Origin of the sequence: Plectonema cf. radiosum LEGE 06105 (genome assembly GCF_015207665.1) — a bacterium.
GTDB classification, from domain to species: Bacteria; Cyanobacteriota; Cyanobacteriia; order Cyanobacteriales; family Nostocaceae; genus Rivularia; species Rivularia radiosa_A.
Genome location: NZ_JADEWL010000036.1, coordinates 1 through 15,521, shown reverse-complemented (window position 1 = coordinate 15,521; position 15,521 = coordinate 1). Strand labels below are relative to the sequence as shown.

The 15,521-nt window shown below is 40.1% G+C and carries 11 protein-coding genes; 7 read left to right on the top strand and 4 right to left on the bottom strand.

Translation table 11 applies throughout. The features are described from left to right. The first annotated feature begins 273 nt into the window (after positions 1-273). On the top strand, positions 274-1,785 hold the full coding sequence (locus IQ247_RS13030; protein ID WP_193920598.1) for a DUF3084 family protein: 1,512 nt from the start codon (positions 274-276) through the stop codon (positions 1,783-1,785). 223 nt (positions 1,786-2,008) lie between these two features. After that, positions 2,009-2,443, top strand: coding sequence for a pre-16S rRNA-processing nuclease YqgF (locus IQ247_RS13025; protein WP_193920596.1), 435 nt, complete (start codon positions 2,009-2,011; stop codon positions 2,441-2,443). Between the two features lie 167 nt (positions 2,444-2,610). On the opposite strand, the gene IQ247_RS13020 is transcribed toward IQ247_RS13025, so the two are convergent. Together IQ247_RS13020 and IQ247_RS13015 are read right to left on the bottom strand one after the other, a co-directional pair. Continuing rightward, positions 2,611-2,874 carry a DUF3146 family protein gene (locus IQ247_RS13020; RefSeq protein WP_193920594.1) on the bottom strand — a complete coding sequence of 88 codons (264 nt, stop codon included), beginning with the start codon at positions 2,872-2,874 and terminating at the stop codon, positions 2,611-2,613. A 490-nt stretch (positions 2,875-3,364) separates the two neighbouring features. Then, the gene (locus IQ247_RS13015) at positions 3,365-5,518 is read right to left on the bottom strand and encodes a polyribonucleotide nucleotidyltransferase (protein ID WP_193920592.1); all 2,154 of its coding nucleotides are present in this window, start codon (positions 5,516-5,518) and stop codon (positions 3,365-3,367) included. A gap of 707 nt (positions 5,519-6,225) precedes the next feature. On the opposite strand from IQ247_RS13015, the gene IQ247_RS13010 reads away from it, so the two are divergent. From IQ247_RS13010 to IQ247_RS13000, 3 genes are all read left to right on the top strand, one after another. Further along, positions 6,226-9,474 (top strand): sll1366 family intein-prone helicase, encoded by a 3,249-nt coding sequence (locus tag IQ247_RS13010; RefSeq protein WP_193920590.1) that lies wholly within the window; start codon positions 6,226-6,228, stop codon positions 9,472-9,474. An 85-nt stretch (positions 9,475-9,559) separates the two neighbouring features. Then, a complete protein-coding gene (locus IQ247_RS13005) occupies positions 9,560-10,393 on the top strand; it encodes an SWIM zinc finger family protein (RefSeq protein ID WP_193920589.1) in 834 nt (277 codons plus the stop codon). 211 nt (positions 10,394-10,604) lie between these two features. Continuing rightward, complete coding sequence (locus tag IQ247_RS13000) at positions 10,605-10,904, top strand: CU044_2847 family protein (protein ID WP_193920587.1); 300 nt, start codon at positions 10,605-10,607, stop codon at positions 10,902-10,904. Positions 10,905-11,072: 168 nt separating this feature from the next. Here the strand turns inward: IQ247_RS13000 and psbC are convergent, their stop codons facing one another. Together psbC and psbD are read right to left on the bottom strand one after the other, a co-directional pair. Beyond that, positions 11,073-12,464 carry a photosystem II reaction center protein CP43 gene (gene psbC, locus IQ247_RS12995; protein WP_193920585.1) on the bottom strand — a complete coding sequence of 464 codons (1,392 nt, stop codon included), beginning with the start codon at positions 12,462-12,464 and terminating at the stop codon, positions 11,073-11,075. Further along, entirely contained in the window at positions 12,448-13,506 is a 1,059-nt protein-coding gene (gene psbD, locus IQ247_RS12990; RefSeq protein ID WP_193920583.1) for a photosystem II reaction center subunit D2, read from the bottom strand. Before psbD ends, psbC begins: the two co-directional genes overlap by 17 nt. Positions 13,507-13,954: 448 nt before the next feature. Between psbD and IQ247_RS12985 the strand changes: the two genes are divergently transcribed. Both IQ247_RS12985 and IQ247_RS12980 read left to right on the top strand, forming a co-directional pair. After that, a complete protein-coding gene (locus tag IQ247_RS12985; RefSeq protein ID WP_193920582.1) occupies positions 13,955-14,524 on the top strand; it encodes a photosystem I assembly protein Ycf4 in 570 nt (189 codons plus the stop codon). 205 nt (positions 14,525-14,729) lie between these two features. Then, positions 14,730-15,491 carry a peptidylprolyl isomerase gene (locus IQ247_RS12980; RefSeq protein WP_193920581.1) on the top strand — a complete coding sequence of 254 codons (762 nt, stop codon included), beginning with the start codon at positions 14,730-14,732 and terminating at the stop codon, positions 15,489-15,491. Positions 15,492-15,521: the final 30 nt, after the last annotated feature.

Sequence of the window (15,521 nt, the reverse complement as noted above, 5' to 3'; positions counted from 1 at the left end):
TACCAACAACTACTAAATTATCCAGTTGAGATTACAGATGCTTTTATTTTGGTAGCAGATGAATGATAATTGAGTCTGCTACCAATTTATTGAAAATTTTTAATTGTATTTTCCGATAAATTTCCAGAGGTGTTTGGAGACTTTTGGCAATAAAAATCAGGTCAACCTGAAAATAAAGTATATTCAGCTCTTGCCTTATTTGCCTTTGCTCACACACAATAACTGGAAGTAGTAGGCTTGTATGTGGAAGGATGAATTCGGCACGATTATTATATGACCACCGCGTTTATCCTCATAACGGCAATTTTGATTTTGGGAGGAGTAATTGCCACCGTCGGCGATCGCATTGGCACACGGGTAGGCAAAAAACGGCTCTCACTGTTCAACCTGCGTCCTAAAAGGACTGCGGTTTTAGTGACAATTCTTACGGGAATAGGTATTTCGGCATCGACTTTAGCGAGTTTATTTTTGGTTGACGAAGGATTGCGTAAGGGAGTGTTTGAGCTTGAGGACATCCAAAGAGATTTGAGACTGAAGCGAGAACAACTTGAAGGTACGACGAGTAATTTAGAAATTACTAAAAATGAGTTAGAACAAGCTAGGAAGCAGCAAGCGCAAGCCGAACAAGATTTGCAGATAATTAACCGTTCTCTGCAAGCTGCAAATACCAAGCAACGTCAAACTCAAGCCCAACTCAATGAAACCCTCAAGCAGCAAGCCCGTACTCAAGCTTTATTGCAAGGTACTCAGTCGAAACTAAATCAAGTTGCAATTCGCTACAAAAAAGCCATTGAAGAACTGCAAAGCATTATTGATGAAAGAAACAACCAAATCAAGGAAATCAAGCAGTTAAGGGCAGAAAGACGGCGATTATATTTAGAAGCGAAACTTGCCTTAGAGCAAGCAGAAACTGCCATCAACAAACGCGATCGCGAATTAGATAAACGTCAAGAAGCCATTGAAAAGCGCGATCAAAAAATTGCTCAGCTTGATAAGCAAATCCAAGAGCGAAATTCAGAAATCGCTTCACGGGAGAAAATGATTGCTCAGCGTCAAATAGTCATAAACGAAAAGCAAGCTCGTCTTTCGGATTTAGAAAGACAGCAAGCTTCTTTAGAACAGCAACTGACAAAATTGGGTCAATCCAATCGCGATTTGCGGTTGGGTAAATTGGCTTTGGTACGCGGACAAGTTATTGCTGAAGCAGTAGTTAGTGTCGAAAAACCCGATGCAGCAGAGCAAGCGGTAATTAAGTTATTGCAAGAAGCCAACCGTTCAGCTGTCCAACAATTAAGCGAACCCGGAAGTAACTCTGGCAAAAACGATCAGCAATCAATTTTATTTGCTACTGCAAAACAAATTCAGCAATTGAGCAAGCAGATTGATGACGGTAGAGAATACGTGGTGCGAATTTTTTCCGCAGGTAACTATGTCAGAGGAGAAAAGCGCATCGAATTCTTTGCAGATGCAGCAACTAACGAAATAGTATTTCAAAGAGGTGAAGTGCTAGCTACTACAACAGCAGATCCGCAAACTATGACACCAGATCAGGTCAGACAGCGACTAGAGTTATTAATTTCAGCCTCCCAATTTCGCGCCCGTAATGCGGGTATTTTAGAAAATATTCAAATAGAAGGTACTTTTATTCGATTTGTAGCTTTATTACGGCAGTACAATCAATCATTAGATATTAAAGCCGTTGCCGCTCAAGATACTTACAGAGCCGGACCATTAAAAGTTAAACTAGTGGCAATTTTAAATGGGCAAATAATATTTAGTACTTAAAATCAAAATAATCTCAAAATTTGGTTTTTGATAGAGACTAGGGAATAGGGAGTAGGCAATAGCCAGTTAAAACCTTAGACCTTAAACCTTAGACCTTAGACCTTAAACCTTAAACCTTAGACCTTTGACCTTAGACCTTAAACCTTTGACCTTTGACCTTTGACCTTAAACCTTTGACCTTAGACCTTAAACCTTAGACCTTAAACCTTAAGCCTGATTTTCTATGAATTCCCGTAAATTTTCACCTTCCGATTCGGTGATTTTGGGTTTTGATCCCGGTAGAGATAAGTGCGGTGTAGCCGTGATGGGACTTGATAGACAACTACAATATCACGAAGTTGTATCATCATCAACAGCGATCGCCACTATTAAAAGTTTGTATCAGAAATATCCAATTTCTTTGTTAGTTATGGGAGACCAAACTACAGCAAAACTTTGGAAACAACAAATACAAGAAAATTTATCTCCGACGGTAAATATTATTTTAGTAGACGAGCGCTATACAAGTTTGGAAGCACGCGATCGCTATTGGTTGATGTACCCACCCAAAGGATTAACCAAACTATTACCCAAGGGAATGCGAACTCCACCACGTCCCATAGATGATATTGTTGCTATTTTGCTAATTGAAAGATATCTTAATCGCTTGACTGAGTAGATTAAAAGTTAGGAGTTAGGAGTTGGGAGTTAGGAGTTGGGAGTTAGGAGTTAGGAGTTAGGAGTTGGGAGTTAGGAGTTGGGAGTTAGGAGTTATGAGTTAGGAGTTAAGAATTATGAATTTAAAACTTCTAATCAATAATTGATCGTTGTTGATTTTTGATTGATTTAAATTTCAGAGCGAATTGTAAAAACGTAATCTCCTCCCGGTTCGAGTTGATAATCTTTTTGTTCTAAAAAGCGGCTGAGAGGTTCTTTGATTAATGCTCGACCTTGAGAAGGTGTAATTGACAACTCAGCTTGACTAAAATGCCATTGAAATTGCCATTCAAACTCACCTGCTTTTACTTCACCTTCTAATAGACTGTTTTGCCACGATTGTCGGGTAATTCGCACGTGGGCTGTAGTTTTCGGTAGTCGTTTAGAACTCACGATTGATTGCAATATTGACTGGTTAATAATTTTTACTATAAAAGGATTTACACAAAGCCCCCATTTTTCAAGCAGGGTTAGGGGGATTTTTGACTAATGTTGTCTAAATCCTATAGTTAACATAACTTAAATCTAAAGTATAAATGGCTTTTAAAAATTTATGAAGTAAATTTAAAATGGCAAAATTTTTTTGATGTAATCACTCAATCATTTTTCTGGCTTACCCCACCTAAACTTCATTGTAGGTGAGGACTCTGCCTAATGTTTTCTTGCAAATTACAGCGCGGATTTTAGATTTATGATTCCGGACACTTAGTACAATTGTCCTTAAAATCTAAAATCCCGAACTTTTAACAGTGGACAGTAAACAATAATCTATTGAGCCGGAAAAGCCCCGCGTTTCCCATTAATAAGGTGGTATGCGTTGGTAGCGGATTTAAATCTGCCACCATAAGTCGCTCAATAGTGATACTGGTAACTGATAACTGATTTAAGCGTTAGCGGCTGCTTCTCGCGCCGCAGCGGCTTGTTCTGGATGAATGCCTAAGCGGGTAAGATTTATCCTTCCTTTGCTGTCAAGTTCCCTAACTTTGACAATTACTTCATCGCCAACAGCAACTTCATCTTCAACTTTTCCAACTCGGTAGTCGGCTAGTTGGGAAATGTGAATCATCCCTTCTTTACCGGGTAAAAACTCGACAAAGGCACCAATTGGGATAATTCGAGTTACTCTACCAGCGTAAACATCGCCTTCATTGAGCTTGCGCGTCATTGATTGAATGATCAAGCGAGCCTTTTTCGCTTTATTCTCATCCACGGCAGCAATTGTCACGGTACCATCGTCTTGTATGTCGATTGTGGCACCTGTTTCTTCAGTAATTCCCTTGATGGTTTTACCTCCAGGACCAATCACCAAACCGATCATATCTGAATCAATCTTGATGGTTAATAACCGTGGAGCAAAGGGTGACATTTCTTCACGCGGTTTATCGATACAGACAAGCATTTTTTCCAAAATGTGCAATCGCGCACTTTTGGCTTGATGAATGGCTTGAGCGATAATCTCCAGAGATAAACCAGAAATTTTCATGTCCATTTGCAGTGCGGTAATACCAGTATCGGTACCGGCGACTTTAAAATCCATGTCACCTAAGAAATCTTCTATACCCTGAATATCTGTTAAAACGCGGAAGCCATCTTCTTCTTTTATTAAACCCATCGCTGCACCACTGACGGGTTTACTAATAGGTACTCCTGCATCCATTAAGGCTAAAGTTGAAGCACACACCGAACCCATTGATGTTGAACCGTTAGAAGAAAGCACCTCGGATACTACTCGAAGTACGTAAGGAAATTCATTCTTTGGTGGTAATACAGGCAATAAAGCCCGTTCTGCTAGGGCACCGTGACCAATTTCTCTTCGTCCAGGGGGACGTAAAGGTTTGGTTTCCCCAACAGAAAATGGTGGGAAGTTATAATGGTGTAGGTAATGCTTTTGCTGATCTGGTTGCAAGTCGTCGTTTAAGTTTTGAGCATCTCCGGGCGTTCCCAAGGTACAAATAGATAAGACTTGGGTGAGTCCTCGGTTAAATAAACCGCTACCGTGAACTCGTTTTGGCAAAATATCTACTTGACACGATACCGGACGAACTTGATCGAGTTTACGACCATCAACGCGAACATTATCTTCAACGATTTGACGGCGCATCAACTTTTTAGTTATGGCTTTAAAGGTATTATCGAGTGCTTTACTATCTTCGGTTGCTGCAACTCGAATCGAGTCTTCCTCTGGTAACTCCTCAATTGAAGAGGAAATTTCAGCTTTTACCACATCCAAAGCTTGATCACGTTCAGTTTTAGTAAAATCGAATTGTGAGAGAATTTTTTTGATACTATCAGTAGCACGATCCCGAATAAATGTTTCTAAAGTGGTGTCTACTTCGGGTCGTTCTTCACTAATAATTTCGATACCTAGTTCTGCTAGTAAATCAAGTTGTGCTTGGATTAAATCTTGTACGGCTTCGTAACCAAATTCAATTGCCTCGATAATATCTTGTTCTGGTAACTGATTGGCTCCCGCTTCCACCATAATTACACCATCGGGGGAACCTGCGACAATTAAATCCAAATCTCCAGCACTAGCTTCTGCATAGGTAGGATTAATCACAAAATCATCTCCTACCAAACCAACCCGTACCGCAGCCATCGGTCCGTTGAAGGGAATTTTTGCTAATAAGGTCGCAATACTTGCACCAGTAACTGCTAGCACATCCGGCGGTACTTGCTCATCTACCGAAAGAGTGACTGCTATAACTTGCAAGTCATCTCGTAACCAAGAAGGGAACAAAGGACGTAAAGGACGGTCAATCAAACGACTGGTAAGAGTTGCTTTTTCTGGAGGTCTTCCTTCTCTTCTGAGAATACCTCCAGGAATTCTACCCGCTGAATATAATCTTTCTTCGTAATCTACAGTTAAAGGTAGAAAATCAATTCCTTGTCTTGCTTGCGATCGCGTCGCTGTCACTAATACTGCTGTATCCCCAGATTGTATCATTACAGACCCGCCAGCCTGGGGAGCTAACAAGCCAACTTTCAGCCGAATATCCCGTCCGTCAAAGGATATTGACTTTTCAAATTCTTCCATTCAGTTTTTTTTCCTTCTATGCACTATTCGCTCTCAGTGGCAATCCTAACATTTATGCTCTCTTGCTTGCCGCAGTAACTTATAAATCAGTTGCCTTGATGGACGAGTATACATCAATATATCGTTTTTTTACTTTGTTTGAGTATTCGCTCTTCACTCCTAGGGGTAATCCATTTTTGTTAACCTCGATCAAGTTATGCTGTACAACGGTAGGCTTAAATTGAACAGAAAAAATAGCTTTTTGATGTATGTTATACAAATAAGCGCCAGAAAAATCAAATCGGATGAGGTTAAACTTTGCACTCATTAGCTAAGATTATTATTTGAGATCAGGGATTGTTTGTTGCGATCGCGAAAATAAATATTGAGTTTGATTGTATCTTAGAGGATGTTTTAAAAGTTTATGGCTAAAGCCACGCTATGCTATAGACGAATGAATATAATATATCCTGCGGAACAAGCTCAGTGAACGCGACTACACAAGCTTTCGTCCCCAAAGGCAGATTCTAAACCCACGCAGGTGGGTTTTGTTTGTGTAGCCGCGACTTCTAGTCGCCAGGAATATTGATTTATTTTGTATTTAATAAGTTTTTATCAGCTCTGATATAGCCTGAGAATATCAACTAAAAAATCACATTTTTTTGAGAATCATCAGAATCAATTGGTTAAAAGTATTAGTTCTACAATAATTTGACTGTTATTGGCATATGGCAATTTTACACGGTAGTTGGTTACTACAAGGTCAAGGTAGCTGTTTTTTTGTATGGGGAGAAACTTGGCGTTCTATAGATACCAATTCTAATCAAGATGAATTAATGGGGGTACGGTCTCATCATGGAGCTATGACACCCTTAGAATTATTAGAGTTATTGCGTTCTCGTAATCTTGCAATTCCTACAGAATGGGTACAAACTAAAACTGAAAATTCAAAGGTCAAGTCAGGTAAAAAAACCAAAGCTACAGCTACTGATGATCTAACTTTGCCTGCATCGTCTATTGTGGTTGCTTTACCGAGTCATATTCCTCAACAAGAAAAGAAAAAGAAAAAAAAGCAGGATATTGATTTTATATACCCCCTACATTCGGGAGTTAATCAAGGAGAAATAGGGAAGCCGCAATATTTACAACCTTGGCAAGTGAATGGTTTTTGTTTGAACCCCAGGGAGACGATAAAATTTTTAACTTCCTTACCGATGAATGTTGCCGATGATGAGCAAACTTTTGTCGGGGGAGACTTACGTTTTTGGTCGCAAGTTGCTCGCTGGAGTTTAGATTTAATTGCTAGATGTAAATTTTTGCCCAAAATTGAGAATGTAGATAATTCTACCGAGAAGTCTAAAATTGCTAGTTGGGAAGCACTTCTAGATAGTGCCGTTGACGGAAGTCGGTTGGATAAATATTCGCGAGGGATGCCTTTGTCATGTCGGGTATATCAAGTAGATAATTCAGATGATTACCCATCAATTAATTTACCACCGGAATCCGAACAACTACTGCTAGATTTTCTGAATCAAACCATAGATGCTCAAGTGCGAACCATGGTAAATTCTCTTTCATCAGCAGAAACTCGATTGCTAGCATCTGTACCATCTGTAGTCCGACAATGGTTATATGCATTGACTAGCGATAAAAACTCAATTAGTGCAGATACCTCCGAAGTTGAAAGGCTAGAAGCAGCGCTGAATGCTTGGACAATGCCTTTACAAAACCAACTCGGACAAAGAAGCCTTTTCCGCACTTGTTTTGTATTGCGGACTCCAGAAGCAGGGGAAACTGAGTGGTTATTAGAGTATTATCTGCAAGCGATTGATGATGAAAAATTTTTATTAGATGCACAAACCATTTGGAATCATCCGGTTGAACGGTTAGTTTATCAAAATCGTATTATTGACAAGCCCCAAGAAACATTTTTACGAGGTTTAGGTTTAGCTTCGCGGCTTTATCCAATCGTTGCACCCAGTTTAGATACAGCATTACCTCAATTTTGTCGTCTCGAACCGATGCAAGCATATGATTTTATTAAGTCGGTAACTTGGCGGTTTGAAGATAACGGTTTAGGTGTAGTATTACCTCCAAGCTTAGCAAACCGCGATGGCTGGGCGAATCGTTTAGGTTTAAAAGTCAGCGCTCAAACGCCGAAAAAAACCGAACGTTTGGGTTTACAAAGTTTGCTTAATTTCCAATGGGAATTAGCAATCGGGGGACAAACTCTTTCCAAACAGCAGTTTGACAAACTTGTAGCCTTAAACAGTCCCTTAGTAGAAATCAACGGTGAGTGGGTAGAATTGCGCCCCCAAGATATCAAAACAGCACAGACATTCTTTGCTGACAGAAAAGATAAAATGGCACTCTCCTTAGAAGATGCACTGCGATTGGGTTCCGGAGATACCCAGACTATTGAAAAATTACCCGTAGTCAGCTTTGAAGCATCTGGAGCATTGCAGGAATTAATTACAAATCTTACAGATAACCAAGAGATAGAATCGCTACCAACACCTACGAATTTTCGCGGTGAACTGCGACCATATCAACGACGAGGAATGTCTTGGCTGTCATTTTTGGAACGTTGGGGTTTAGGTGCTTGTTTAGCAGATGATATGGGTTTGGGAAAAACCGTGCAATTCATCGCTTTTTTACTGCACTTACAAGAACAATCAGCCTTAGAAAATCCCATATTATTAGTTTGTCCGACTTCCGTATTAGGAAACTGGGAACGGGAAGTCAAAAAGTTTGCCCCAAACCTCAAAGTTTTACAATACCACGGTGATAAACGTCCCAAAGGAAAGACATTTCAAAATGCTGTCAAAAACACAAATATCGTAATTACCAGCTACTCATTAGTTCATCGCGATTTAAAGTCATTACAAGATGTACCTTGGCAGATAATTGCTTTAGATGAAGCTCAAAATATTAAGAATCCAGAAGCAAAACAGTCTCAAGCAGTACGACAGTTAGAACCAGAATTTAGGATTGCTTTAACGGGTACACCAGTAGAAAATAGACTACAGGAATTGTGGTCGATTATGGATTTTTTAAATCCCGGATATTTAGGTAATCGACAATTTTTTCAGCGACGTTTTGCCATGCCAATTGAAAAATATGGTGATACTTCTTCTTTATCACAATTGCGTTCCTTAGTTCAACCTTTTATTTTACGTCGCTTAAAAACAGACCGCGATATCATTCAAGACTTACCAGAAAAACAGGAAATGACTGTTTTTTGTGGTTTAACTCCCGAACAAGCAACGCTTTATCAACAAGTAGTAGAAGATTCCTTAAGCCAAATTGATGATGCAGAAGGATTGCAACGTCGAGGAATGATTTTAGGCTTACTTGTGAAGTTGAAACAAATTTGTAATCATCCAGCCCAATACTTGAAAAAAGATAAATTAGAACACCATGATTCTGTAAAACTCCAGCGTCTTGAAGAGATGTTAGAAGAAGTAATATTAAATGGCGATCGCGCTTTAATTTTCACTCAGTTTGCAGAGTGGGGTAAGTTGCTTAAACCCTATCTAGAAAAGCATTTTAACCGAGAAACATTATTTTTATATGGTAGTACAAGCAAAAAACAACGCGATGAAATGGTAGACCGTTTTCAACAAGATCCCCAAGGTCCCCAAGTAATGATTCTTTCCTTAAAAGCAGGTGGTGTCGGCTTAAATTTAACCCGTGCAAATCATGTATTTCACTTTGATAGATGGTGGAATCCCGCAGTAGAAAATCAAGCTACAGACAGGGTATTTCGTATCGGTCAAACAAAAAATGTACAGGTACATAAATTTGTTTGTACTGGTACTTTAGAAGAAAAAATTCACGACATGATTGAAAGTAAGAAACAATTAGCAGAACAAGTTGTAGGTGCAGGTGAAGAATGGTTAACCGAAATGGATACCGACCAACTCCGCAATTTATTAATACTTGACCGCGATGCAGTTATTGAGGAAGATAGTTAGTTGACAGTTGACAGTTGACAGTTGACAGTTGACAGTTGATGGTTGTTGACCTTAAACCTTTGACATGCAGACCTTTTAACCTATCATGCAAGCAAATTACGATTTTCAAGCATCAAGAGAATGGTGGTCGCAAAAATGGTTAGAATTATTAGATTCTTACCGTTTTAAAAAGCGCTTAGAACGTGCTAGAAATTATGCACGTCAAGGAAATATCCTGAGCATAAAATTTGAGAATGCCAAAGTCTTAGCTGATGTACAAGGAAGCGAACCAGAACCTTATAATGTTTCTCTTTCTCTTGATTCCTTTAGCAACGAAGAATGGGGTTTTATTGTGGAATCAATGTCACAAAAATCAATATTTGCGGCTAAATTATTAGCAGGAGAAATGCCGCAAAATATCGAAGAAGTATTTACAGCAAATGGCTTATCTCTATTTCCTTTTACCTTGTCCGAAGTTCATAGTAAATGTTCTTGTCCTGATAAAGCTAACCCCTGCAAACATATCGGTGCGATTTATTATCAATTAGCCGACCGTTTTAGTGAAGATCCATTTGTATTATTTCAATTACGAGGACGCACTAAACAGCAAATTATCAGCGATTTACGTAAATTACGTAGTGCTAAAGTTACAGATGCAGAAGTAGAAACTTCACAAGTTGAAGAATCAATTAATCAAACACAAACTCCCTTAGAATTAGAGAATTTTTGGCAATATAATCAGCCATTAGAATCTTCTCTAGTAGTTATTGCACCATCAACTAGCGAAACAGTTCTAGATGTTTTAGGTTCAATTCCTTTAGCAAAAGAAGATGACAAGCAAGCAAATTTAAATTCTACAGATATTGTCATGAAATATCTTAATTTATTATACAAAGATGCTAGTCAGAAAGCATTTTTAGCTGCAATGAATGTTGGATGAAGTGAATAATTACCAATTAGCAATGAACAAACAGTGATATTTTTGGTAATTATTTTATATTACCATTATTTCCTGGATTAAAAAAATATTAATTATTTTGTATTCTTAGAAAATATTGAAGTAGGTTTCGATATAACTTTTAACTAATAATTAGTAATTGATAACTGATAACTGATATTTTATTGTCATAGGGCTATGCAGTTAAACAAGAATGGAACTTCAAAACAAAATTATTACTGTAGAATTGAGTGATGGTACAAGTGTAAGAGTTGAAGCTACTCTTATTGGAGAACGTAAATTAACTTTTCAAACTCGACCATTTAGCGAAATAACTGGCGCGATAGAATCTCTAACAAAAGAAATTGCCGAAACCGTACAAAAGATAAAACCTGATAAAGCTCGTGTCAGATTTGGGATAGACGTTAGTATTGAATCCGGTAAACTCACACCTTTGCTTGTCAAGGATGCTTCTACAGGTAATATCGAAATTACTTTGGAATGGGGTAATTAGATTTTCTTGAATTTATACTTTTCAAACAACCTGTAAAATCCAAAATCTAAAATCTAAAGCTTGTACCTTCGCCTCGCGAATGTATCCAAAATCCAAAATTAAAAAAGCCCCCGCTTTTATACGGGAGCAACTGATTGTCATGTAACTAAACTTCTAAAACTAGGTAAACTAGTCTAGATTTGGCATAAACATTACTGGTTCGCTTTCGCGGTCAATACCTTTCTCAAAACCACCAGCAGCCGCACGAGCGCGACCTGCGTGCCATAAGTGACCGATTAGGAAGAAGAAACCTAATACGAAGTGAGATGTAGACAACCACGCACGAGGAGATACGTAGTTAAAGGAGTTAATCTCGGTCGCAACACCACCTACAGAGTTCAATGAACCCAAAGGTGCGTGGGTCATGTATTCAGCAGCACGACGAGCCTGCCAAGGCTGAATGTCATTTTTAACTTTTTCTAAGTCAAGACCGTTAGGACCGCGTAGAGGCTCTAACCAAGGACCACGGAAATCCCAGAAGCGCATGGTTTCACCACCAAAGATGATTTCACCACTAGGAGAACGCATCAAGTATTTACCTAGACCTGTAGGACCTTGAGCAGAACCGACGTTTGCACCCAAACGTTGGTCGCGAATCAAGAAGGTCAAAGCTTGAGCTTGAGAAGCTTCAGGACCTGTAGGACCAAAGAATTCGCTGGGGTAAGCAGTATTGTTGTACCAAACCATAATGGAAGCGATAAAGCCCATTAAGGATAAAGCACCCAAACTGTAAGATAGATATGCTTCACCAGACCAGATGAAAGCACGACGAGCCCAACCGAAAGGCTTAGTCAGAATGTGGAAGATACCACCAAAAATACACATGATGGCAACCCAAATATGACCACCAACAATATCTTCAAGGTTGTCAACGCTGACTATCCAACCTTCACCACCGAAGGGAGACTTGAGCAAGTAACCGAAGATTGTCGCCGGATTCAAGGTTGGGTTAGTAACGACGCGGACATCACCACCACCGGGTGCCCAAGTATCGTACAAGCCACCAAAGAACATTGCTTTAAGTACCAACAACAAGGCACCGCATCCCAAGATGATTAGATGGAACCCAATGATGTTGGTCATTTTGTTTTTATCTTTCCAGTCATAACCAAAGAAAGAAGAGTATTCTTCTAAGGTTTCTGGACCGCGAACGGCGTGATAAATACCGCCGAAACCTAATACTGCGGAAGAAATTAAGTGGAGTACACCAACAACAAAGTAGGGAAAGGTGTCAATAACTTCACCACCAGCACCAACACCCCAACCAAGAGTTGCTAGGTGAGGTAGCAAAATTAAACCCTGCTCGTACATCGGCTTTTCAGGAATGAAGTGAGCAACCTCAAACAAGGTCATTGCTCCAGCCCAGAAAACGATTAAACCAGCGTGAGCAACATGAGCGCCCAGTAGTTTACCGGAAAGATTAATCAAACGAGCGTTACCAGACCACCAAGCAAAGCCAGTGCTTTGTTGGTCGCGTCCGCCCGCTCCCATTACCATTTGTCTATTAGAGAGCGTTACCACGTGGCAATACCTCCTCGGGGAATATAAACTGTTCGTGGGGTTGGTCTTGAGGAGCCATCCAAGCGCGGATACCCTCGTTGAGCAAAATGTTTTTCGTATAGAAAGTTTCAAACTCTGGGTCTTCTGCGGCTCTCAATTCTTGAGATACGAAGTCATAAGCACGTAGGTTCAGCGCTAAACCGACTACACCTACTGCGCTCATCCATAACCCAGTTACTGGTACAAACAACATGAAGAAGTGTAACCAGCGTTTGTTGGAGAAAGCAATACCGAAAATCTGAGACCAGAAACGGTTTGCTGTCACCATCGAATAGGTTTCTTCTGCTTGGGTTGGTTCAAATGCACGGAAGGTGTTAGAACCGTCTCCGTCTTCAAACAAGGTGTTTTCCACGGTGGCTCCGTGAATTGCACACAACAACGCACCACCCAATACTCCTGCTACTCCCATCATGTGGAAGGGATTCAAAGTCCAGTTATGGAAACCTTGGAAAAACAGTAAGAAACGGAAGATTGCTGCTACTCCAAAGCTGGGTGCAAAAAACCAAGAAGATTGACCCAAGGGGTACATCAAAAATACGCTAACAAATACTGCAATTGGTGCAGAAAATGCGATGGCGTTGTAAGGACGAATTCCCACCAAGCGGGAAATCTCGAACTGTCGCAACATGAAGCCTATCAAACCAAAGGCTCCGTGTAATGCCACAAACGGCCATAAACCGCCCAATTGACACCAACGGGTAAAGTCACCTTGAGCTTCTGGACCCCATAATAACAACAGAGAATGTCCCATGCTGTCTGCGGGTGTCGATACTGCTACGGTCAAGAAGTTACAGCCTTCCAAGTAGGAAGATGCTAAACCGTGGGTATACCAACTCGATACAAAAGTTGTACCTGTGAGCCATCCACCTAGAGCCATGTAGGCACAGGGGAATAGTAATAGACCCGACCAACCGATAAATACGAATCTATCTCGCTTTAACCAGTCATCGAGTACGTCAAACCAGCCTCTACTACTAGGGGCGCGTCCAACTGCGATAGTCATTTGGACAAAAATCCTCTTTTACTAAAATTGCAACGTTTACCACGCAAACGACATTTTTATCTGGACACTCTCAACAGTTTTAATACTGTCAATTTTATGAGAAAATACCACCATAAGAGCAGTTATTTCTCAGGGTTGTGCCAAACCCCAATCACAGACTGTATTCACAGACTTTGATTGCTTAATAATTCTTAACTTATCACATTAATCAAGTTTTTGTACTTAATTTACACTCAAAAATCAAGCATTAAGTGTAAACCTGCTACATATATCAATATCAGAATTTTTACAATTTGACATAACTTTTCTCAGAAAGCTTAAATTTGTGAGAAAATCTAAAGAAATGAGAATAGCGATATGCTGAAGGCATCTAGCTTCGCTAATCGCGACAGTGGCAAACTTGTAGTAATAGAGAATTTTTCATAACCTTTAAACCGAAATTAATGACATGACGGCATCAACAATCATTTCTCAAGGCAGTAATGTCCTCACACAGAAGGTTCTGGGTTCTCGGAGATTTAGCAATTACTGGTGGGCAACAGTTGTTTTTTTAGGAGCTACGGGCTTCTTGCTAGCCGGTTTGTCCAGTTATTTTCACAAAAATTTACTTTTAGTCACAGATGCAACTCAGTTGATATTCTTCCCTCAAGGTTTAGTAATGGGGTTGTACGGCATTGCCGGTTTGCTGTTGTCTTCATATTTGTGGTTAGCAATTTTATGGGACTTAGGAGGCGGATACAACGAATTCAATAGGGAAACAGGTCAGATTAAGATTTTCCGTTGGGGATTTCCAGGTAAAAATCGTCGCATTGAAATCGACTGTCCCACTCAAGACGCGCAATCGGTAAGAGTGGACATCAAAGAAGGAATCAACCCCCGTCGCGCCCTTTACTTGCGCGTCAAAGGTCGCCGAGACATTCCTTTAACAAGAGTCGGTCAACCCTTGTCCTTAAAAGAATTAGAAACTCAAGGCGCTCAGTTGGCGAAATTTTTGGGAGTACCGCTTGAAGGACTTTAATAAGGTCAAAGGCTGCGCCAACGCAATTATTAACTCCAAATTCCAAACTCCAAACTCCAAACTCCAAACTCCAAACTATTACTCTTGCAATCCAAAATCCATTCGCGTAGCGTGTCGGTAGGACAAATCCTAACTCCAAAATCGAGTAACTGTTGCCTAAATTACTATAAAGGCTAAGATACTTGGGTTGAGTTTTGTATTAAAAATGCTGTTAAAGGCTCCTAAATATTTTTTGGTTACACTTTTGATTGTTGGTGCTTTGATGTTAAACGGATGTTCTGGTAATGAAGCAGTTTCTACTTCTCCAGACTCGACAGTGGCAGCAGCAGACAACGATACAACCGCACAAGCGACTCTTGCATCTGAAGTAAAGAATGAGGCTTTTCCAGGAATGAATGATTTACCGAGACTAGAAGGCAAAGCTACTGTAGTAATGACTGTTAATGGTTCGCCAGTCACGATTGAAGTAGACGGAACGAATGCTCCGATTAGCGCCGGTAATTTTGTAGATTTAGTCCAAAAAGGCGTATATGATGGCTTAACTTTCCATAGAGTAGTACGCGATCCCCAACCATTTGTAGCTCAAGGTGGTGACCCCAAAGGTAACGGAACTGGTGGTTATGTAGATAAACAAACTGGTAGCGAACGTACTATCCCTTTAGAGATTAAGCCACAAGGGGCAAGCGAACCGATTTATGGTAAAACTCTTGAGATGGCAAATGTTAGTAAGCCCCCAGAATTACAACATAAAGCAGGTGCCGTAGCAATGGCGCGATCGCAATCGCCCAACTCTGCTTCCTCGCAGTTTTACTTTACATTGGCAAACCTACCTTTCTTAGATGGTAACTACGCAGTATTTGGTAATGTCACCGAAGGAATGGACATCGTAAACAAAATTCAGCAAGGTGACAAAATCGAAAAGGCTGAAGTTACTAAAGGTGCCGAGAATTTGAAAAACGCCCAGTAATTAGGATGGGGGGATGGGGGGATGGGGGGA